We start from the raw sequence: 18,980 nt of genomic DNA, 5'->3' as shown, positions 1-18,980 counted from the left end.
GTAAAAAAATGAAAGAAATTGATGCTAGAGGAATAGAATGTCCAATGCCTGTAATTATGGCAAAAAGAGAAATTAAAAATGGTGAAGAAAATTTTTATGTACTTGTAAATGAGGATATAGCTGTAGAAAATTTGAAAAAACTTGCAAAAGAAACTAACTTTGATATTGAAATCGAAGAAAAAGAAGATGGAGTTTTCAAATTAAATTTTAATAAAAATGAAGAAAAAACAGAGAAAGATGATAAGGAAGAAAGCCTATCTTCTTCTTATGTTGTAGTTTTTGATTCTGATAAAATTGGCGATGGGGATGAAGATTTCTCAAAATCTTTATTGGAAAGCTTCTTAGTTTCAATAACTGAGGCAGACGTACTTCCAAAATATGTAATTTGCTACAACAAGGGAGTATTTTTGACAACACAAAGAGAAAACACCATAGAAGATTTGAAAAAACTTGCTGATAATGGGGTTGAAATAATCTCTTGCGGTCTTTGCCTTGACCACTATGGAGTAAAGGAAGAATTAAAAGTTGGAAGAATTTCAAATATGTATGAAATTTCTTCATTAATGAGAACCCATCACACCATTAGACCATAATGGAATATATAATTTATACTTTCAAATCATCAAATTTAGCCTATCTTGCCCTAAGCAAAGTCGAAAGCGAAAATATTAGGGCAAGGCTAGTCCCTCTTTTGCCAGAAATTGATGCAGGTTGTGGACTTTGTCTTAGGTATGAAAAGAAATTTGATGAGAAGGTAAAAGAAATTTTTTCAAAAAACAAGCTTGATTTTGAAGAAAAATACCTGCTTATTTACAAAGAAAACAAAAGAAAGCCAGAGGTTAAAGCTTATGATTTATCTTGATAATGCTGCAACTACAATCGACAAGGACGAATCAGTTGCAAGGGCAGTTTATAATGCTATAAATTCAAAATCTTTTGGCAATCCCTCAAGAGGAGCTTATAAAGTTAGCCTTGATGCCCTAAATTTATTGATGCAAACTAGAAAAGAAGTTGGGGCTTATTTCGGTATGGACAATCCCTTAAATGTGGTTTTGTGTCCAAACATAACTTTCGCCCTAAATTTTGTGATAAAATCACTTTTTACAAGAGGCGACCACGTCATAACGAGCCTTGCAGAACACAACTCCGTCCTAAGACCCCTTTATGATTTGGCAAAAAACGGAACAGAGCTTTCTTTTATCGATATAAAAGATGATTTTAGCCTTGATCTTGAAAAAATTGAAAGTTTAGTCAAAAAAAATACAAAAGCTCTAGTAATTACAGGAGCATCAAACGTATCAGGAGTTTTGACAGACCTTGATAAGGCAAGCGAAATTTGTAAAAAATATAAGTTGAAATTAATAATAGACGGAGCTCAAGTTGCAGGTTATGTGCCTTTTGATATAAAAAAATATCCCGAATCAATATTTTTATTTACAGGCCACAAGGGACTTCACGCTCCCCAAGGAACGGGTGGATTTATTGTAAATGGAAATTTTGATTTCAAACAAGTTTTTGCTGGTGGTTCAGGTTTTGATTCATTTTCAAAAACCCAACCACACGTCTTGCCAGATTTATTTGAACCTGGAACTGCAAATGTTCATTCCTTTGCAGGACTAAAAAGTGCCATAGAATTTTTGACAGAAAATACTCAAAAAGATATAAATGAGCTTACAAAAATTTTGTATAATGGTCTAAAAGATATTGATGGAATTAAATTTTATTCAAATATAAATTTAAAACACGTTCCAATAATTTCATTTAACATAAAAGATATTCCAGCAAATTATATAGCAATGAAGCTATGGGATGATTACGAAATTTGCGTAAGAGCAGGCAGCCACTGTGCCCCACTTTTTCACGAAAAAATGGGAACAAAAAAACAAGGCATAGTAAGAATGAGCCTGTCATTTTATAACACAAAAGAAGAAATAGAAAAAACAATAGAGGCTGTAAAAAATATAGCAAATGAAAAAAGCTAGGGTAATCCTAGCTTTTATTTTAAAAACATTATTTTATCTTCATCTAAATTAAAATATAGATTTTTTTCATTTTTTAAATCATTCCATTTTTCTTTTTCCAAAAATACGGTAATTTGTCCTTCGCCTTCTTTTTTTCTTATTAGTAGGCAAGTGTTGAAAGTCTGGTCGATTTCTTTTATTATTTCCATTTGAAATGAATTTTTTTCTTTTTTATTTTTGGAAATTTCTACATCATGACCTCTTATGCCTATAAATTTTTCATTGTGATTTTTTTCTAAATCTAAATCTAGGTTCCAAGCATCAGCCTTATAAGTATTTTCTCCAATTTTTTCAACTTTTGAGAAATTTTTGCAACCTGATAGCTCTGCTGCTGCCATGGTTTCTGGATTATGAAAAAGCTCCTTGGTTGGTTTTTTTGCTTCTGATTTTCCTTTTGTCATTATTACAATGTCATCACACATTCTGTATATTTCATCCCTATCGTGGGAGACAAAAAGGGTTGGTATTTTATATTCTTCTATAATTTTTCTAACTTCAAGCTCAATTGACCATCTCAAATATCCATCAATTGCTGAATATGGCTCGTCTAACAAAAGAATTTCTGGCTCGTTTACCAAAATTCTTGCAAGAGCTGCTCTTTGTTTTTCTCCACCAGAAATCATTTCTGGCATAGAATTTTTTATATGTCCAATATGAAGTTCTTCTAATTTTTTATTTATTATTTTTTCAGAATTTCTATTTTTTCCCCTAAGTCCAGTTTTTATATTTTCATAAACTGTCATGTTTGGAAAAAGTGCGTAATCTTGAAATAGATAGCCAACTTTTCTATCTTTGGTTGGTATATTTATTTTTTTATCTTTATCAAAAAGGATTCTATCATTTAAAACTATTCTTCCATAATCTGGTTTTATAATTCCCGCTATTGCTTTTAGGGTTAAGCTTTTGCCAGAGCCTGATGCTCCCAAAATTCCCAAAATCCCTTCTTCATTTGTAAATTTTGCATCAAGTTTAAAATTTGTAAATTCTTTTTTTATTTCAACATCAAGCATAATTTTTTTCCTTTGGATTTGTATCTTCTAAGAAATTTATGGCAACAAGAACAACAAATGAAATCAAAACATTTATCATAACCCACTTATAAGCAACAGCGTCTTGACCGATTCTCCAAAATTGATAAACAGTTGTTGAAATGGTTGCAGTTTTTCCTGGAGTGTATCCGCTTACCATGGATGTTGCTCCATATTCTCCAAGGGCTCTTGCGAATGATAAAACAAAACCTGCCATAACGCCTTTTTTGCAATTTGGCATCAAAACTTTCCAAAAAATCCATGTATTTGACTTGCCCAAAGTTTGAGCTGCGTATGATAAATTTTGGTTATAAGCTTCAAAAGCTCCTCTAGTTGTCCTATACATCAAAGGAAATGTTACTATAACTGTTGCAAAAATTGCTGAATACCAATTCATTATAAGAGGAAATTTAAAATATTCTACTGCGATTTTTCCTAGTGGCGAATTTGTTCCTAGAATTTTTATTAGAAAAAATCCTACAACAGTAGGAGGCAATACCAAGGGTAAGGTTAATACCACATCGATTGCCCCCTTTACTTTTGCAGGTAATTTTTTAATATAGTAAGCAGCAAATATACCAAGAAAAAATATTATTACCGATGATATACTTGCAATCCTTATTGAATTATATAAAGGATATAAGTCCATATCTATTTATTTAATGCCTTTATTTAATGGCTTAAATCCATATTTATCTAAAATTTCTGATGCTTTTTCGCCTTTTAAAAATTCTAAATATTTTTTGCCTTCTTCTGGATTTTTTGAATTTTTAAGTAAAGCTGCTGGATAAATTACTTTATTTTCTAGCATTGAATCATCAGCTACTGCTACTGTTTCAAGTCCTGCTGTTTTTGCGTCAGTTTTATAAACTATTCCACAATCAGCAGCTTTTTCACTTACCCATGATGTAACTTCTTTTACGTTTGAACCAAGTGTAACTTTATCTTGAATCTTATCCCAAATTCCTAAATTTTTAAGAATTTCTTCTGAATATTGTCCAACTGGAACGTCAGCATTTCCTAGAGCGATTTTTTCTACTTCATCTTTTTCAAGATCTTTAAAATCTTTGATTTCTTTTTCATTTCCTTTGGCTACTGCAAGAGTTACTTCATTTTCAAGTAAATCAAATCTTGTTTCTTTGTCTATTTTTTCTTCTTTGTCAAGTTCATCCATTTGTTTTTGAGCTGCTGAAACAAATACATCACAGTCTGCTCCCTCATCAATTTGAGTTTTTAAAGTTCCTGATGAATCAAAGTTGAATGTCAAACTAAGATTTGGATTTTCTTTTTCAAATTCTGTTTTTAATTCTTCTAAGGCTTCTGTCATTGAAGCTGCTGCGAATACTACAAGGTCTTTTTTCTCCATTTTGCCCGCATTTTCATTTGATTTTTCTACGCTTGCATTTGAATTTGACATAGCTTCATTTGAATTGTTGTCATTTTTTTTGTTGTTACCACAAGCTGCTGTTCCGATTAATAATGCTCCTGCTAGAGCTGTCATTGCGATTTTTTTAATATTCATTTTCTTCTCCTAAAATTTTAATTTCATCACCTGTTTTTATTACGCCTTCTTTAATTACTTTTGCAAATATTCCCTCATAAGGCACAATACATTTTCCTACACTTTGCTTTATGGCGCAGCCCTTGTGACATTCTTTTCCAATTTGACTAACTTCCAAAATACAATCGCCAATTTTTAATTTTTCTCCAATTGGAAGCTCATGCAAAATTATTCCTTTGGTTGTAATATTTTCTGCAAAATCCCCAAAAGCAAATTTGCGATTTTCATTTTCCATTTTTCTAATTGATTCTACTGCCAAAAGGCTTACTTGCCTGTGCCACTTTCCTGCGTGGGCGTCATTTTCTAGCCCAAAATCTTTTTTAAATAAACCCTGACCTATCTGTTCCTTTCTCACTCCCTTTGTCTTTGAAATATTTATTGATAAAACTGTTGAGTTATTATTTGTGTCCACTATTATCCCCTTCTAATATATCTAAGCCATGACTTAAAAAAGGCAAACTTCCTTCTATACTTTCTATGACAGCCTTGGGAGATCCTGGTAAATTTATAATTAAAGAATTATTTTTTATTCCAGAAACTGCTCTTGATAAGGCCCACATATGAGTTTTTTCTTTTGAAATTAATCTTATAGCCTCGCTTATGCCTGGCGTTTGTTTTTCTATTACTTTTAAACTTGCCTCTGGTGTATTGTCCCTTTTTGAAAGTCCAGTCCCACCAGATGTTAAAATTAATTGGATGTTTTCATCAACTAATTTATTTAATTCTTTTTCAATATTTTCCAAATCATCGTTAATTATAGATTTATAAACCATCTTATAATTTTCTGGCATTATTTTTTGACAAGCGTCAATGCATCCGTCTTTGTTTTCTCCGCTTGATCTGGTATCAGAAATTACCACAAAGGCGTAATTATAAATTTTTTCTTTCATAAAGCCCTGATTTTCCTCCTGATTTTTTTACTAAATATATATCTTTTATGGTCATAGACTTATCAAGAGCCTTGCACATATCATAAACTGTCAAAAGCCCAGCAGAAACTCCCGTCAAAGCTTCCATTTCAACTCCAGTTTTTCCTTGGCACTTAACTTTTACTTGGCAAAATAATAAATTTCCCTCAAAATAAAAATCTACATTTATTCCATTTAACAAAAGCGGATGAGCCATAGGAATTATTGAAGATGTATTTTTTACAGCCTGAATTGCTGCAACTTGAGCTATGGCAAGAACGTCTCCCTTTTTTATTTTTTCATTTTTTATAGCTTCTATCGTTTCATTTTTTAATTCAATTGAACCTTTGGCTATGGCTTCTCTTTGGCTGATTTCTTTTTGAGATACATCAACCATTTGCCCCCTGCCATTTTTGTCTAAATGTGTAAACATTTATCCTCCTATCCTATACATAGATTCTTTTATTACTTCTTTTTCCAAATGATGTCTTTGAGGTTTTTTCATAAGAGCCTCATCAATTAATTTTTCTATATTTTCATTTGCTCTTATAGCTTTTTTTAAATCAATTTCTAAATCCGAATGAAGACAAGGTCTAATTTTACCATCTGCTGTAAGTCTTAATCTATTGCAAGTAGAGCAAAATTTATGACTTAATGGCTCAATAATCCCCAGTGTATAATCAAAATCTGGGACTTTGTAAAGACTTGTTGGCGAATTTTTGTCGGGATTTTTTATTGGAATTAAATTTAATTTTTTTATAATTTCATCGCTTGAAATAAATTTATCTTTTGAAAAATCTGCCGTGCCGCCTATTGGCATTAGCTCAATAAATCTAAGCTCTATGTCATTTTCTTTGGCAAATTTTATAAAATCATAAATTTCTCCATCATTAAATCCCTTTATCAAGACACAATTAATTTTTATTTTATAGGCAAAATTTTTAGCATAAGAAATTGCATCAAAGACTTTTTTTAAATCGCCACCTTGACTCATCATCTTATATTTTTTCTCATCAAGGCTATCAAGAGAAATATTTAATCTTTTTAGTCCATTTTCCCACAAAATTTTTGCCTTTTCTTTTAGAAAATATCCGTTTGTAGTCATTGCCAAATCTTCTAGTCCATCAATTTCAGCAAGCATTTTTACCAAACTTTCTACATTTTTTCTAACTAAAGGCTCGCCACCAGTAAGTCTTATTTTTTTGATTCCTTTTTTTACAAAAATTTTGCTTATTTCATTAATCTCTTCTAAAGTCAACATATCTTCATGATTTTTTTTGCAAGAAAGACCATCTGGCATACAATATTTGCACCTATAATTACAACGGTCTGTAAGAGAAATTCTCAAATAATCTATTTTTCTTTCATACTTATCAAGCATATAATCAACTACTTTCTATATTTTTATAATATCCTAGCTTAAAACCAAATAAACAATATTCTTAAAATTTTAAAAAAAATTGAACTTGGAAAGAAAGTAAATCTTCTAAATCTCATTAAATAACTAAAGTGAAAATTAAAAGATTTGCCCTCTTACACCAAGTTCACTATTAGCTTAAAGCATTTCTATAAAAGCTGCAATTCTTGTATTTATTTGTCCAATATCTGTTTTTGAAAAATCAGTTTCCAAAGATAGGTATGGGATATTTTTTTCTTCTGTTACAAATTTTCTAATTGATGTAGTTTCTATTGCATAAGTGTGGCAAGCTTGAAGCTCTACATCCAAAACTGCATCGACTTTATATTTGTCGATTAACCTATCCAATAAATCAAATCTATTTTTATTTGGGCTCATCACTGAACAACCAATATCTATGTATCTTTTTGCAATCGCCTTTATTGGATTTTTTGTATTTTCTTCTACAAGTCTATCATAATTTTTTTCGCCTGTACAGTTTTCGTAACTTACAACAACTGCCCCATTATCTTCAACAGCTTGTATAACTTTTTCAGTTGCCCCACCGATTGGACAACCTGTAATTAAAATTCTTGGTTTTTTCGGAAGATTTTCGTCATATTCTTCCATGATTTTTTCTGCCAAATTATTAAGCTCATCAGCAAGATTTTCCCTATCAAATTTAAAAGTTGAACCATACAAAACTTTAAAATAATCATAGCCTGACATAGGAGTTGGATCATTTGCCATAGTGCCCGCAAGTTTTTTGAAGGCTTTTCTAATTTTATTTTCAAGCTTAATTTGATTTTCTAAATTTTCATCAGAAATTTCTACTCCAAAAGTATCTTCAATTTTTTCTTTTACTCTAATAACTTCTTTTTTCCAAAGATTAAGGGCATCTTCTCCTTGGTTGTGAGGAAGATTCATCACGTGGACTGGTTTAAATTCTCCCATAAGCTCATACATTTTTTGTTTTCCATCACAAGTAGTTTCCCCTATTACCAAATCTGAAAAATGAAAAAATGGACACTTGTCTGTGATTGCAAATCCATAAGATGATTTTATCAAAGGACAAAGATTAATTGGCAAATCTTTTTCAGCCTCGCTTATAGTTTCGTCTGATGTAGAACATAAAGAAACTGTTCTTGCTCCCATGGCTTGAGCAATTTCTCTTGGAAAATATGTACAATACATCCCAACAACAGGCTTTCCACTATCTTTTATTTTTTTAACTTGCAAAAAAGAATTTTTTCTTTGCTCAGCAAATTCTTCAAAAACTTCCGGTAAATCTTTTACTAATTCCATCTTACCTCCTTGTGATAAAACACTTTTATGGCTTTATTTATAAGTTCAAATTAAAAACAATTATATATCTAAAATTTTTAAAATCTTATACGATACATTTTCATCATTGAGGATTTTTTTTATTTTTTCAAAATTTTCATCATCAAATCTAAACGCCAAACCGCAACCTGCTCCAAATTCTTCTGGAACTGGAATTAATTCTCCATTTATTTTTTTGTTTTTACAAAAATTTTCCATCAAAAGAGCGTCGTTTGTCGTATCAAATCCTGCAACAAGTTTCATATATCCTCCTCATATTTATAAGTAGAGTATAACATATCACTCAATCCTTTTCAATAAAACGTTTGTAGATATTTATATTTCTGTTATAATATTTCTGTATAGAATAATTTGATAAAAGAGGAATTTATGAGCGAAAATGATAAAAATAAAGTTAAAATAAAAAAAATAAGCAGGACTTTTGTAAAAGACGAAGCCTATAATTTGCTTGCACAAAGAATAATTAATGGAGAACTTAAACCATGTGAAAGACTTAGAGTCCAAGAGCTTTCAGATGATTTGGGAATTTCTAGAACTCCAGTAAGAGAAGCTTTGTTGCAACTCGAAAGCGAGGGCTTAGTAATGACCAAGGCAAATCGTTGGACAATAGTTGCTCCTATAAATCCTTGCGAGGCAAAAGATATTTATCCAATTATCTATAGCTTGGAGGAGCTTGCTTTGATTGAAGCTTTCGACAAAATTGACGAGAAATTTATTGAAAAAATTCAAGATATTAATGAAGATATAAGTTATTTTCATAGAAAAAAAGACCAATTAAAAACTATAAAAAAAGACAACGAATTTCACGATGCTTTCATCGAACTTTCTGGAAATGCTGAAATAAAACCAATTATTGATAAGCTAAAAAGAAGAGTTGAAAGAATGGAAATTTATTTTTTTGAAACAGGAGATGAAAATTTCACAACTTATAAGGAGCACATGAACATAATTAACGCCTTAAAAGAAAAAAATTTGGACAATGCAAGAAAATTTTTAGTTGAAAATTGGAAATCAACCATACATACTATAAATAAACTTTCCAAGGATTTGGAGTTTGAAAATATAGAAGACCAAATAAAATAAATTAAAGGCTTTTGTAAAATATTAAAAATTTTACAAAAGCCTTTTTTTACTAAATTTTATAACAAAAATTCTTTTGGCAAATCATGGCTTGCAAAGTGTAAAATCGAAAGGCTAAAGCAATAAGCTCCAGCGTTTGAAACTTTCAATATATCGCCAATATTTGCTTTTTTTAATTCTATATCACTTGCTAGCAAATCTAAACTTGTACACAAGTGTCCCCCAATATCTACGATTTCTTTTTGGGAATTTTCTCCAATAATTTCAAATTCGCATTGATTTTTTCCTGTATAAAGTGGCTCAAAAGCTTTTTCGCACTCATATCCCAAAGCTTGTTTTAGCATTTCTTTCATAGGTCCTTTAACAAAACCGTTCATGGCATTTTTTACAACAAGGTAGGTTTTCCCATTTGAATATTTTTTGTCGATTATTGGTGTGTAATAAACTCCCGAATCCATAACCAAAAATCTTCCGCTTTCTATCAAAAATTTTGCTCCAAGTTCATTTTTATTTTTTTCATATAAATCTTTCATAGTTTTTGCCAAAATATCCAAATTCACATCATCTTCGTTTTTTTTGTCGTAGGCAACTCCTATTCCTGAGCCAAAATTTATAAATTTAATGTCAGCATGTGATAGTTTTGAAAATTTTACTGCCAAATCATAAGTATTTTTGTAATAATTTGAAAGAAGATTTGTGTCAAGAATTTGGCTTTGAACGTGAACATGAAGACCTACAAGTTTTAAATTTTTGTAAGTCCAATCGAAAGAAAAAATTTTATCTTCATCAATTCCAAATTTACTTGAATGGGCTTTTTTATCTGTCATAGAATAATTCGGATTTACTCTTATGCCAATTTCTAAAATTTCTCCGTGATTTTTTGCAAGTTTTTCTAACAAATCAAGTTCGTGGAAAGAATCTGCAATAAAAATACACTTATCCCAAGCTTTTTGTAAATCTTCCATAGTTTTTCCTGGAGCAGAATAATAAATATGATTTTTTTCCATGCCAGCCTTTTTTGAAAGCAAAACTTCATTGCTTGATGCGGCATCAGAACCAATTCCATTTTCCTTTATAGTTTTTATTACTGGCATAAATGGATTTGCCTTGATTGAATATAAAAATTCTATATTTTCAAATTTTTCTTGTAATTTTTGGCAAGATTTATCAATTATTTCTTTTTGATAAATATAACAAGGGGCATTTTCTCTTACAAATTCGTCAATATTTTTTGCTTGCATAATTTTCTCCTATTTTTTCGTGAAAACCTTTCTTTGTAATTTAAATTTACTTATTAAATCCATTATACAATAAATTAATTTATAAAAAAATCCTTGAAAACTTACTGGCTAGTAAATTTTCAAGGAAATGTTTAATCAGCTTGTGGCGAAATTTTTAAATCCAAAAACAAATCATTGTATAAAATTGTTGTTTCTTTGCCCAAATTTTTGAAAACTTCTAATTTTTCTATATCTTCATCGTCTGGATACAAGGTCTTATCATTTCTTGCTTCTTTGTCAATATATTTCATCGCCTTTTTGTTTGGAGTTGGATACCAAACATAATCTGCGTTTTTTGCTGCAACTTTTGGTTTTAGCAAATAATTTATTAGAGCATAAGCTCCCTTTGTATTTTTTGAAGTTTTTGGAATAACCATGGTATCAAACCAAATATTTGAACCTTCTTTTGGAATAGCATAAGAAAGATTTGGATTTATTTCTTTTGCCATTGAGGCTTCCCCAGAAAATGTAATTCCAACATCAGCCTCGCCTTGCGCCATATACATTCTAATTTCGTCAGCAAGAATTGCCTTTACATTTTTCATAAAACCAACCAAGTCATCCTTGGTTTCTCTCAAAATTTTTTCATCTTTTTCATTTAGACTTCTTCCATTTGCCAAAAGACCAATGCAAAGTGTTTCTCTTGCTCCATCAAAAGATAAAATTTCTCCTTCAAATTTTTTATCCCACAAATTTTTCCAAGAAGAAAAATCTTCTTTTTTGTATTTTTTATTGTTATAAATTATTCCAAAAGAGCCCCAAAAATATGGAATCGAATATTCATTGTTCGGATCATAAGAAAGATTTAAAAATCTTTTGTCAATATTTTCAAGACCTTTTATTTTTTTGTGGTCTAATTTTTTCAAAAGTTTTTTATCTCTCATAATCTCAACCGTATATTCTGATGGAAAAGCCAAATCGTAGGAAGTTTTTCCTTGCTCAACTTTTGCCATCATCGCCTCGTTTGAATCGAAAGTTTCATAAATCACGTGATAGCCTGTTTCTTTTTCAAAATCTTTTATAATTTCAGGGTCAATATAATCTCCCCAATTATAAAAATAAATATTTTTTGAATCCTGATCTTTTGCTTTTTCATTTAATTTTTTTTGTCCTACAAACAAAAGAAGGCAAAAAGTTAAAATTCCTAAGAAAAATTTATAAACCTTATTCATCTTGTCCTCCTTTTTTCTTCTCTACTTTGTATGACGTAATAGCCGATTGCAAGAATTAATGACAAAATAAAAATCAATGAAGAAAGTGCATTTATTTCCAGTGAAATTCCTGTTCTAACCCTTGAATAAATTTCTACAGAAAGAGTTGAAAATCCTGAGCCTGTCACAAAAAATGTAACTGCAAAATCATCCAAAGAATAAGTCAGTGCCATAAAAAAGCCTGCAAATATTCCGCTTGCAATATTTGGAAGAATAATTTTATTTAAAATTGTAATATCATTTGCTCCCAAATCTTCAGCAGCCTTCATCATATCAGAATTTAGGGCGTAAAGTCTTGGAAGAACCATCAAAACCACAATTGGAATTGAAAAGGCAATGTGAGCAAGCAAAACCGAAAAAAATCCCATAGGAATTTTTAATAAAAAAGAAAATAAAATCAAAAATGAAGCGCCCATCATAACATCTGGCAAAACCATAAGGACCGAATTTAGACTTAAAACTTTCTTTTTTAATTTTTTATCTCTCATATAATAAATCGAAATTGCACCAAGCGTTCCAATAATTGTTGCAATCAAAGACGATAATAAGCCAATTATTAAAGTATTTATTACAATATTTATAAGCCTTTCGTCATTAAAAACTTTTTTATAATAATCTAGGGTAAAGCTTTCAAAAACATTCATATTTCCCCCGCTATTGAATGAATAAAAAATCAAAAAAGCTAAGGGCAAATACATTATTATAAATACAAAAAATAAATACAAATTTCCAATTTTATTTTTTTTATTTTCCATCTTTGACCGCCTTTTTATTTAAAATAGAAATAACTGCAAACATCATAAAAATCAAAACAAGCCCAATAGTTGAACCCATGCCCCAATTTTGAGTTACCAAATAATGTTCTTCAACAGCTGTTCCCAAAGTTATAATTTTATTTCCTCCAATAATTCTTGTAATAAGAAAAAGTGAAATCGAAGGAATAAAAACCGCCTGACTTGCAGCCATAACTCCATCCATAGAAAGGGGAAGAATTATTTTCCTAAAAGTTTGAAATTTATTTGCACCCAAATCCTCGCTTGCAATAATATATTCATTCGGAATAGAATCTATTGCCCTAAAAATTGGAATTATCATAAAAGGAAGTTCAACGTAGGAAGCAACCAAAATAAAGGCAGGATTTGTAAACAAAAATCCTTCACTAGCAAGTCCCAAAAATCCCATAATACTTCCATTTTTATTAAAAAGTCCAATAAAAGCGTAGGCTTTTAAAACCAAATTTATCCAAGTCGGAAGAATTACCAAAAGCAAAATAAAATCCTTGTGCTTGGCCTTTGACAAAAAATACGAAAATGGATAAGCCCACAAAAGTGTAAAAGCCGTTATTAAAAAGGCAGTCAACAAAGAATTGAAAGTCATAATCATATAATTTTTGTTTGAAAAGTAGGAAATGTAATTGTTTAAAGTAAAACTTCCATAAATATCAAAAAATGATTGGTAAATCAAAAGAAGAATCGGAGCGATTATAAAAATCAAAATCCACAAATAATAAATCGCAGATAATTTTTGGTATTTTTTAGCCATCATCTTCTCCAATCGCATATTTTTCAATTCTTTTATCAAAATCATCCTCGCTTTCGTTATAACGCATAACGTGGATGTTGTCTGCATCAATTTTTATTCCAATATCATCGCCTTCTTCAAAAGTTCTTGTCGTATGAATTTTCCACCTAAATTCAGAAGAATCAAAACAAATTAATTCATTAAAAACTCCCCTATACAAAATGTTGTCGATATTTACAACAATATCCGCATCATCAACTGACACAACATTTATATCTTCAGGCCTAATTACAACCTCAACCCTTTCATTTTTATTAATTCCAGCATCAGAGCAGGCGAAAGTTTTATTTGCAAATTCAACCTTATAATCATCAACCATTCTCGCCTTTAAAATATTGCTTTCACCAATAAACTGAGCAACATAGCGATTGATTGGTTCATCATAAATATCTTTTGGACTTCCTTGTTGGACAATTTCGCCCTTATCCATTACAAAAATCCAATCGCTCATGGCAAGAGCCTCTTCTTGATCGTGAGTTACAAAAACAAAAGTAATTCCCAACTCCCACTGTAAATCACGAAGTAAAACCTGCATAGATTTTCTAAGTTTCATATCAAGAGCAGACAATGGCTCATCAAGTAAAAGCACATCAGGTTTATTTACAAGAGCACGAGCTATGGCAACTCTTTGTCTTTGTCCTCCTGACATTTGAGAAATTTCTCTTTTCTCAAACCCTGATAAATTTACCATATCAAGAGCCTTTTCAACCTCTTTTTTAATAATTTTTTTGTCAGTTTTTTTAATTTCAAGACCAAAGGCAACATTATCAAAAACATTCATATGAGGAAAAAGAGAATAATTTTGAAAAACTGTATTAACCTTTCTCTTACTTGCAGGAACATTCAAAACATTTTCTCCATTAATATAAATCTCTCCAGAATTTGCTTCCAAAAATCCAGCAATAAGATTTAAAATTGTAGTTTTCCCACAACCCGAAGGCCCCAAAAGAGTATAAAATTTCCCTTTTTCAAGATCCAAATCGACCGATTTTAAAATCATTTCATCATCAAAAGACTTAGAAACGCCCTTTAAAACCACAGAATATTTATCTAAATTTTCACACACAAGATCACCCCCATTAGTTTCTTTTAACAGTATAACATAAAAGAAGAAAAAATTTGCAAGTCAAGTCTACAATATTTTATTAGTAAATTTTACATAATATTATGGACTTGCTTATAAAATAGTGATTTGTTTAAATATAAATAAAAAGTGTGACGGCTAATAAATAATTATAACCATCACACTTTTTATTACACATTGATTTTAAAACCTTAAAAAGCATCTCTTAGGATATTTGCCAAGTCAAATTTTGTTACCAAAGCTGGATTTGTTGGTGTACACCTATCATTTAAAGCTGTAAGTGTCATTTTTTCTATAGAATCTTGGTAAGCTTTTTCATCAATTTTCCCAAGTCCACTTAATTTTTCTGGAATATTAAATTTTTTATTCATTTCTTTTATTACTTTGATTAAACAAGTGTAGTCCCTATGATTTAATTTTTGAGCTAAATCGTCTAATTTTTTTCTAGCCTCTTCACTATTTTCACAATTATATTCTATTACATAAGGTAAAAGTATTGCATTTAATCTTCCGTGAGAAATATGAAAAGTTCCACCAATTGTATGGGCTAGGGAATGATTTATTCCAAGTCCTGCATTGTTAAAAGCGATTCCTGCCATATTTGAAACTTCTAGCATTTTTTCTCTTAGTTTTAACCTATCTCCATCATCGTATACTTTTGGCAAAATTTCAAAAACTGTCTTTATGCAAGTTTCTGCAAAAGTATCGGTATATATTGATGCATTTTTACTACTATAGGCTTCTATTGCATGAGTCAAAACGTCCATACCTGTATCAGCTGTAATAAAATTTGGTACAGTTTTTGTAAATTTTGGAATTAATAAAGCATAATCTGGAAGCATTATATCGTCTATTAATACTTTTTTATCATTGCCTACTGTTACAACTGCAAAATTTGTAGACTCACTTCCTGTTCCTGCTGTAGTCGGGATAGCTACAAAAATTTTTTTTACTTTTTCTTCTTTATATATATCATATATAATTGCTTTAGTAGCATCTATAGCTGAGCCTCCACCAATGGCACAGATTAAATCAGGATTTGAATTTTTTAAAGCTTTTTTCCCTTCTTCAACTAATTCTTGGCTAGGATCTGGTTGAATATTGCTAAAAATATCATAGGAAATATTTTTATCTAAAAATTTTGTCACCTGATCTATCATTTTACTTTCTACTACAAATGGATCTGTTACAAAAAAAATTTTATTAGGATTTAAAGAATTTAAAATTTTTATGCTATCATCTCCAACATTTATAGTAGGCTTTACTGAAAACGTCATATATTTTCCTCAACTTTCATTTCTATCGGTATTAGTATCTCTGTTACATATTTTTTTTCATCTCTAAAAGTCCAAGAATCTACTACAAATCTCTCTATAACATCTTCTGATAATTTATATCTATACTTTTTAGCCCACTCTCTAAGTTTTTCATAGGATTTACTTAAATTTTCATATTTTCCAAAATGATAAATAGAACCATAGAATCCATCTTTCAATGTGAAAATGATTCTTTCATCTTGAATAGGTTTAACTGCTTTTTGTATGTATAAACATCTAATGTTTCTATTTTCCTTTTCACACTTTAATCTTTGGATATAAGAATCAAAATAAAACATTACAGAACCTGTAATCTTGTTATTTTCACTTTTTACAAAATTTGCAAAATCTAAATCTAATACAGTATCTTCATAGCAAAAACTAAAATCTATAGGATAAGATATTAGTTCACTTTGTTTTATATATTTAATACTTGGGGTATTATTGCCAATAATAAATGCTGAAGATGCTTCTGATATTAACTCGTTCCAATCTTTTATAATAGTTAATCGCTCATCTAATTTTTTTATTTCATTACTTGTTCTTTTAATAAGTTCATTGAATGATTTGCTCACATCATCATAGTCTGAATTAAATATAAAGTCTCTAATTTCATACAATGAAAAATCCATAAATTGCAAATATTTTATTATAGAAATCAAGAGAATAGTATCCTCTGTATAATATCTATATCCATTTTCTTTAACTACATCTGGTTTTATAAGTCCTACAGTTTCATAATGTCTTAAAGCTCTTGTGGATACATCCGCTTTACTTGAAGCCTGACCAATGGAATATAATTTTTCTTTATTGATCATTTTTACTCCTTAATTATTTACTTTCTCAAATAAGTATTTAGTATTTTTATAAATATTTTCTTCTAAATTATAAAAAGGGCTTTCAATCATCTCTTCTATAGCCCATAATGTTTTCAAAGACAAACAAGTAATTTCTGCTACATAATAGTCATTAGATGAAATTCTTTTATGTTGAGATTTTGTTGGTCTTACTCTTTTTAGTTCTTTGGGAATGTTTTTTGACTTATCGTTTAAGATTTTTTTTATATTTTCTAATAAATGAACTTTAACAGGTGACAATTCTTCTAAGTTTTGTTTAATATCTTCAAATTTTTCTTTATCTGTAAATTCCATCATTCTAGCATACTTATCAAAAATAGGATTTACGCCATTTTTTTCAATTTCTTTTAAGTCTTTATATAAATAATCTATAATTTTTTGATTATACGCCAAATATTGAGAAAGCCTCATAATGAAAAATTCTTTAGGTGAATCTTGGCAAACTGCCCTACCATTAAGTCCCCTTATTTCATCAAAGTTTTTCCATTCAAAATCTAAAATCCAAGAAAGCTCATCGAAAACACATAATAAATTATAATCTCTAAGTATATCTTTCATCAAGTTCTTGTCAATATTTTTAAATAAATATCTCATATCAATTTCCTTTCACCAAATTAATAGCCTTAATTTGTGGATTTATAATTGAATTTTGTACTTCAATAGCATGAGCCAATAAAAAATCATCATTTGATTTAGTAATAGATCTATATTTTAATATATCCTTTACATATATACTTAACTTTTCACTCAAGTAAACAAGATCTTTTTTGTGATTTGATTCCATAAATTTATTCATATCCTCAAACAAATCACGAGGATAATAATTAATTTGTGCTAATCTTTTGTATCTTAACTTATAATAAGGCATATATACTTTTGCAAATAAAAAAAGTACTCCCAATAAAGCTTCCATAAATTCAGCTTTTGCAAAAAAAAACTGCTGAAACATCATTTCTATCAAGAGATCTTTTTAAATTATATTGTCCCGCTTGAGCCATTTGGAAAAGATATGCTGCAAGTTTTTTTCTGAGTACATCTTCTGGATAAAAATCTAATAAATATTTTCTATAATCAGAAAATAATTTACAATTATCTAAAAAAATTTCTCCATTAGTAACAGTAGCAAGATAAGATTCTGGAATTTTTAAAAAATCTATATCACTTATTGGAAATTTCCTAGCTGATGTATATTTTTCATAAAAATCTTCTACAGAAAATAAACCAACTCTCTTATCAACAATTTTTGAATCAACTCTTTTGTATCCCAAAAATTCCTTGGGCAATTTTTCCAATAAAAATTCAATTTTATCTTTATAAATTTTTACATCATCTTCTTTTAGCCACATACAAAATTCCGGACCAAAATCATGATCTTTTGAGATTTCATCATCAAGACCAAAACATTCAGAGCCCTCTCCCACAAGACCAATTGAACAAAGATCTAAAATTTCTGGACAATTATTTTTAAAAAGAGGATAGGCTATATCATTAAAATATTTTTTTGATAATTCTATACCATTCATGATATTTCCCTTTGTTTTTTAGCTTGATTAAGGTTTTTAATTAGAATTTCCTTTACTGGCCCTTCACCAACAGTTTCATCAAATACTTTTATAGCTTTTTCATAATAGTATACAGACGTATAATATTCTTTATTATTATAATAAATATTAGCAGCTGTCGCATAAGCATTTGCCAAATGTGGAAGTCTTAATTTATTTTTTTCATAATAAATTATAGCCTCATTTACATTTACCAATGCTTTAGCATACTTTTTTTTAAGTATTAATATTTCTGCAAGATTTATCTTAGATACAGCTATTTTTTCTTCATTTTTTATTATTTTTAGAGCTTTTTCAATATCTTCTTGTGCTAAATCCAACATATTCTTTGCCCTAAAAGCTTGAGATCTATTATTATATACGCTTGCCATTAAATGTTTTGTATCACTAAGTTGGCTAAGAATAGTTTCCGTTTCATTCAAAGTATCAATTGCTAAATCATAATTTTTAGAAACTATATGGCAATTCGATATATTTATAAGAAGACTAGCATAATCTTTTGAAATAAATCCGCAATTATCTAACACTAATTTCTTTATAACTTTATAAATCTTATAAGCCAAGTCTGTTTGACCCTTTACTCTAAGAAAAGATGCGAGCTCATTACCAACAGCGATAATGGCTCTTTCATCTTTTAAACTTATAGTTTTAGAAAATTCTTCCATCAGAAATAGAATAACTTCCTTACCATTTGATTTATTAAACTTTAGCTTTAAATCTTTATAAAAGTTTGATAAATCATATTTCATGA

24 protein-coding genes are annotated in these 18,980 nt (G+C 29.5%); 4 read left to right on the top strand and 20 right to left on the bottom strand.

Annotated features, from left to right (window positions below):
• Positions 1–8: 8 nt before the first annotated feature.
• From yedF to HMPREF2852_RS03580, 3 genes are read left to right on the top strand one after another with little or no spacing between them, the layout of a single operon-like run.
• Positions 9–593 (top strand): sulfurtransferase-like selenium metabolism protein YedF, encoded by a 585-nt coding sequence (gene yedF / locus HMPREF2852_RS03590; protein ID WP_070605965.1) that lies wholly within the window; start codon positions 9–11, stop codon positions 591–593.
• A complete protein-coding gene (locus tag HMPREF2852_RS03585; RefSeq protein ID WP_070605964.1) occupies positions 593–862 on the top strand; it encodes a putative Se/S carrier protein in 270 nt (89 codons plus the stop codon). The genes yedF and HMPREF2852_RS03585 overlap by 1 nt, the downstream gene beginning before the upstream one ends.
• The gene (locus HMPREF2852_RS03580; RefSeq protein ID WP_070605963.1) at positions 849–1,982 is read left to right on the top strand and encodes an aminotransferase class V-fold PLP-dependent enzyme; all 1,134 of its coding nucleotides are present in this window, start codon (positions 849–851) and stop codon (positions 1,980–1,982) included. Before HMPREF2852_RS03585 ends, HMPREF2852_RS03580 begins: the two co-directional genes overlap by 14 nt.
• Before the next feature lie 14 nt (positions 1,983–1,996).
• Here HMPREF2852_RS03580 and HMPREF2852_RS03575 read toward each other — a convergent pair whose 3' ends face one another.
• The 9 genes from HMPREF2852_RS03575 to HMPREF2852_RS03535 all read right to left on the bottom strand — a co-directional run bounded on the left by HMPREF2852_RS03575 (position 1,997) and on the right by HMPREF2852_RS03535 (position 8,501).
• Positions 1,997–3,031 carry a sulfate/molybdate ABC transporter ATP-binding protein gene (locus tag HMPREF2852_RS03575; RefSeq protein WP_070605962.1) on the bottom strand — a complete coding sequence of 345 codons (1,035 nt, stop codon included), beginning with the start codon at positions 3,029–3,031 and terminating at the stop codon, positions 1,997–1,999.
• Complete coding sequence (gene modB, locus HMPREF2852_RS03570) at positions 3,024–3,698, bottom strand: molybdate ABC transporter permease subunit (RefSeq protein WP_070605961.1); 675 nt, start codon at positions 3,696–3,698, stop codon at positions 3,024–3,026. The genes HMPREF2852_RS03575 and modB overlap by 8 nt, the downstream gene beginning before the upstream one ends.
• A 6-nt stretch (positions 3,699–3,704) precedes the next feature.
• Positions 3,705–4,571 carry a molybdate ABC transporter substrate-binding protein gene (gene modA, locus HMPREF2852_RS03565; protein WP_070605960.1) on the bottom strand — a complete coding sequence of 289 codons (867 nt, stop codon included), beginning with the start codon at positions 4,569–4,571 and terminating at the stop codon, positions 3,705–3,707.
• The gene (locus HMPREF2852_RS03560) at positions 4,561–5,022 is read right to left on the bottom strand and encodes an MOSC domain-containing protein (RefSeq protein ID WP_070605959.1); all 462 of its coding nucleotides are present in this window, start codon (positions 5,020–5,022) and stop codon (positions 4,561–4,563) included. Before HMPREF2852_RS03560 ends, modA begins: the two co-directional genes overlap by 11 nt.
• Positions 5,009–5,500: a MogA/MoaB family molybdenum cofactor biosynthesis protein gene (locus HMPREF2852_RS03555; RefSeq protein WP_070605958.1), complete on the bottom strand. Its 492-nt coding sequence runs from the start codon at positions 5,498–5,500 to the stop codon at positions 5,009–5,011. The genes HMPREF2852_RS03560 and HMPREF2852_RS03555 overlap by 14 nt, the downstream gene beginning before the upstream one ends.
• Positions 5,481–5,951 (bottom strand): cyclic pyranopterin monophosphate synthase MoaC, encoded by a 471-nt coding sequence (moaC, locus tag HMPREF2852_RS03550; RefSeq protein ID WP_070605957.1) that lies wholly within the window; start codon positions 5,949–5,951, stop codon positions 5,481–5,483. The genes HMPREF2852_RS03555 and moaC overlap by 20 nt, the downstream gene beginning before the upstream one ends.
• On the bottom strand, positions 5,952–6,899 hold the full coding sequence (gene moaA, locus HMPREF2852_RS03545) for a GTP 3',8-cyclase MoaA (RefSeq protein ID WP_083306962.1): 948 nt from the start codon (positions 6,897–6,899) through the stop codon (positions 5,952–5,954).
• Between the two features lie 174 nt (positions 6,900–7,073).
• Positions 7,074–8,219, bottom strand: coding sequence for a double-cubane-cluster-containing anaerobic reductase (locus tag HMPREF2852_RS03540; protein ID WP_070605956.1), 1,146 nt, complete (start codon positions 8,217–8,219; stop codon positions 7,074–7,076).
• A 60-nt stretch (positions 8,220–8,279) separates the two neighbouring features.
• Positions 8,280–8,501, bottom strand: a complete 222-nt coding sequence (locus HMPREF2852_RS03535; protein WP_070605955.1) for a putative Se/S carrier protein — start codon at positions 8,499–8,501, stop codon at positions 8,280–8,282.
• A 126-nt stretch (positions 8,502–8,627) separates the two neighbouring features.
• Between HMPREF2852_RS03535 and HMPREF2852_RS03530 the strand changes: the two genes are divergently transcribed.
• Entirely contained in the window at positions 8,628–9,341 is a 714-nt protein-coding gene (locus HMPREF2852_RS03530; protein ID WP_070605954.1) for a GntR family transcriptional regulator, read from the top strand.
• Between the two features lie 56 nt (positions 9,342–9,397).
• Here the strand turns inward: HMPREF2852_RS03530 and HMPREF2852_RS03525 are convergent, their stop codons facing one another.
• The 11 genes from HMPREF2852_RS03525 to HMPREF2852_RS03480 form a co-directional block, all read right to left on the bottom strand.
• Entirely contained in the window at positions 9,398–10,579 is a 1,182-nt protein-coding gene (locus HMPREF2852_RS03525) for a diaminopimelate decarboxylase family protein (RefSeq protein ID WP_070605953.1), read from the bottom strand.
• A gap of 131 nt (positions 10,580–10,710) precedes the next feature.
• Entirely contained in the window at positions 10,711–11,790 is a 1,080-nt protein-coding gene (locus tag HMPREF2852_RS03520; RefSeq protein ID WP_070605952.1) for an ABC transporter substrate-binding protein, read from the bottom strand.
• Positions 11,787–12,584: an ABC transporter permease gene (locus tag HMPREF2852_RS03515; protein ID WP_004839403.1), complete on the bottom strand. Its 798-nt coding sequence runs from the start codon at positions 12,582–12,584 to the stop codon at positions 11,787–11,789. The genes HMPREF2852_RS03520 and HMPREF2852_RS03515 overlap by 4 nt, the downstream gene beginning before the upstream one ends.
• Entirely contained in the window at positions 12,574–13,371 is a 798-nt protein-coding gene (locus tag HMPREF2852_RS03510) for an ABC transporter permease (RefSeq protein WP_070605951.1), read from the bottom strand. The genes HMPREF2852_RS03515 and HMPREF2852_RS03510 overlap by 11 nt, the downstream gene beginning before the upstream one ends.
• Positions 13,364–14,476 carry an ABC transporter ATP-binding protein gene (locus tag HMPREF2852_RS03505; protein WP_070605950.1) on the bottom strand — a complete coding sequence of 371 codons (1,113 nt, stop codon included), beginning with the start codon at positions 14,474–14,476 and terminating at the stop codon, positions 13,364–13,366. The genes HMPREF2852_RS03510 and HMPREF2852_RS03505 overlap by 8 nt, the downstream gene beginning before the upstream one ends.
• 209 nt (positions 14,477–14,685) lie before the next feature.
• Positions 14,686–15,771 (bottom strand): 1-propanol dehydrogenase PduQ, encoded by a 1,086-nt coding sequence (locus tag HMPREF2852_RS03500; protein ID WP_070605949.1) that lies wholly within the window; start codon positions 15,769–15,771, stop codon positions 14,686–14,688.
• Entirely contained in the window at positions 15,768–16,628 is an 861-nt protein-coding gene (locus tag HMPREF2852_RS03495) for a MerR family transcriptional regulator (RefSeq protein ID WP_070605948.1), read from the bottom strand. Before HMPREF2852_RS03495 ends, HMPREF2852_RS03500 begins: the two co-directional genes overlap by 4 nt.
• A 9-nt stretch (positions 16,629–16,637) precedes the next feature.
• Positions 16,638–17,261, bottom strand: coding sequence for a DUF4125 family protein (locus tag HMPREF2852_RS03490; protein ID WP_019118665.1), 624 nt, complete (start codon positions 17,259–17,261; stop codon positions 16,638–16,640).
• Between the two features lies 1 nt (position 17,262).
• Positions 17,263–17,628, bottom strand: coding sequence for a DUF4037 domain-containing protein (locus tag HMPREF2852_RS10005; protein ID WP_261667994.1), 366 nt, complete (start codon positions 17,626–17,628; stop codon positions 17,263–17,265).
• Positions 17,585–18,190, bottom strand: a complete 606-nt coding sequence (locus tag HMPREF2852_RS03485) for a DUF4037 domain-containing protein (protein WP_261667992.1) — start codon at positions 18,188–18,190, stop codon at positions 17,585–17,587. The genes HMPREF2852_RS10005 and HMPREF2852_RS03485 overlap by 44 nt, the downstream gene beginning before the upstream one ends.
• Complete coding sequence (locus tag HMPREF2852_RS03480) at positions 18,187–18,978, bottom strand: tetratricopeptide repeat protein (protein ID WP_070605947.1); 792 nt, start codon at positions 18,976–18,978, stop codon at positions 18,187–18,189. The genes HMPREF2852_RS03485 and HMPREF2852_RS03480 overlap by 4 nt, the downstream gene beginning before the upstream one ends.
• Positions 18,979–18,980: the final 2 nt, after the last annotated feature.

The sequence above is a fragment of the Anaerococcus sp. HMSC065G05 genome, assembly GCF_001812365.1.
GTDB classification, from domain to species: Bacteria; Bacillota; Clostridia; order Tissierellales; family Peptoniphilaceae; genus Anaerococcus; species Anaerococcus vaginalis.
This window is presented reverse-complemented; position numbering and strand designations above follow the sequence as displayed.

Excerpts from the sequence above, each read along its gene's own strand:
- yedF (WP_070605965.1), top strand. The coding sequence starts at position 9 with ATGAAAGAAATTGATGCTAGAGGAATAGAATGTCCAATGCCTGTAATT.
- HMPREF2852_RS03585 (WP_070605964.1), top strand. The coding sequence starts at position 593 with ATGGAATATATAATTTATACTTTCAAATCATCAAATTTAGCCTATCTT.
- HMPREF2852_RS03580 (WP_070605963.1), top strand. The coding sequence starts at position 849 with ATGATTTATCTTGATAATGCTGCAACTACAATCGACAAGGACGAATCA.
- HMPREF2852_RS03575 (WP_070605962.1), bottom strand. The coding sequence starts at position 3,031 with ATGCTTGATGTTGAAATAAAAAAAGAATTTACAAATTTTAAACTTGAT.
- modB (WP_070605961.1), bottom strand. The coding sequence starts at position 3,698 with ATGGACTTATATCCTTTATATAATTCAATAAGGATTGCAAGTATATCA.
- modA (WP_070605960.1), bottom strand. The coding sequence starts at position 4,571 with ATGAATATTAAAAAAATCGCAATGACAGCTCTAGCAGGAGCATTATTA.
- HMPREF2852_RS03555 (WP_070605958.1), bottom strand. The coding sequence starts at position 5,500 with ATGAAAGAAAAAATTTATAATTACGCCTTTGTGGTAATTTCTGATACC.
- moaC (WP_070605957.1), bottom strand. The coding sequence starts at position 5,951 with ATGTTTACACATTTAGACAAAAATGGCAGGGGGCAAATGGTTGATGTA.
- moaA (WP_083306962.1), bottom strand. The coding sequence starts at position 6,899 with ATGCTTGATAAGTATGAAAGAAAAATAGATTATTTGAGAATTTCTCTT.
- HMPREF2852_RS03540 (WP_070605956.1), bottom strand. The coding sequence starts at position 8,219 with ATGGAATTAGTAAAAGATTTACCGGAAGTTTTTGAAGAATTTGCTGAG.
- HMPREF2852_RS03535 (WP_070605955.1), bottom strand. The coding sequence starts at position 8,501 with ATGAAACTTGTTGCAGGATTTGATACGACAAACGACGCTCTTTTGATG.
- HMPREF2852_RS03530 (WP_070605954.1), top strand. The coding sequence starts at position 8,628 with ATGAGCGAAAATGATAAAAATAAAGTTAAAATAAAAAAAATAAGCAGG.
- HMPREF2852_RS03525 (WP_070605953.1), bottom strand. The coding sequence starts at position 10,579 with ATGCAAGCAAAAAATATTGACGAATTTGTAAGAGAAAATGCCCCTTGT.
- HMPREF2852_RS03520 (WP_070605952.1), bottom strand. The coding sequence starts at position 11,790 with ATGAATAAGGTTTATAAATTTTTCTTAGGAATTTTAACTTTTTGCCTT.
- HMPREF2852_RS03515 (WP_004839403.1), bottom strand. The coding sequence starts at position 12,584 with ATGGAAAATAAAAAAAATAAAATTGGAAATTTGTATTTATTTTTTGTA.
- HMPREF2852_RS03510 (WP_070605951.1), bottom strand. The coding sequence starts at position 13,371 with ATGGCTAAAAAATACCAAAAATTATCTGCGATTTATTATTTGTGGATT.
- HMPREF2852_RS03500 (WP_070605949.1), bottom strand. The coding sequence starts at position 15,771 with ATGACGTTTTCAGTAAAGCCTACTATAAATGTTGGAGATGATAGCATA.
- HMPREF2852_RS03495 (WP_070605948.1), bottom strand. The coding sequence starts at position 16,628 with ATGATCAATAAAGAAAAATTATATTCCATTGGTCAGGCTTCAAGTAAA.
- HMPREF2852_RS03490 (WP_019118665.1), bottom strand. The coding sequence starts at position 17,261 with ATGAGATATTTATTTAAAAATATTGACAAGAACTTGATGAAAGATATA.
- HMPREF2852_RS03485 (WP_261667992.1), bottom strand. The coding sequence starts at position 18,190 with ATGAATGGTATAGAATTATCAAAAAAATATTTTAATGATATAGCCTAT.
- HMPREF2852_RS03480 (WP_070605947.1), bottom strand. The coding sequence starts at position 18,978 with ATGAAATATGATTTATCAAACTTTTATAAAGATTTAAAGCTAAAGTTT.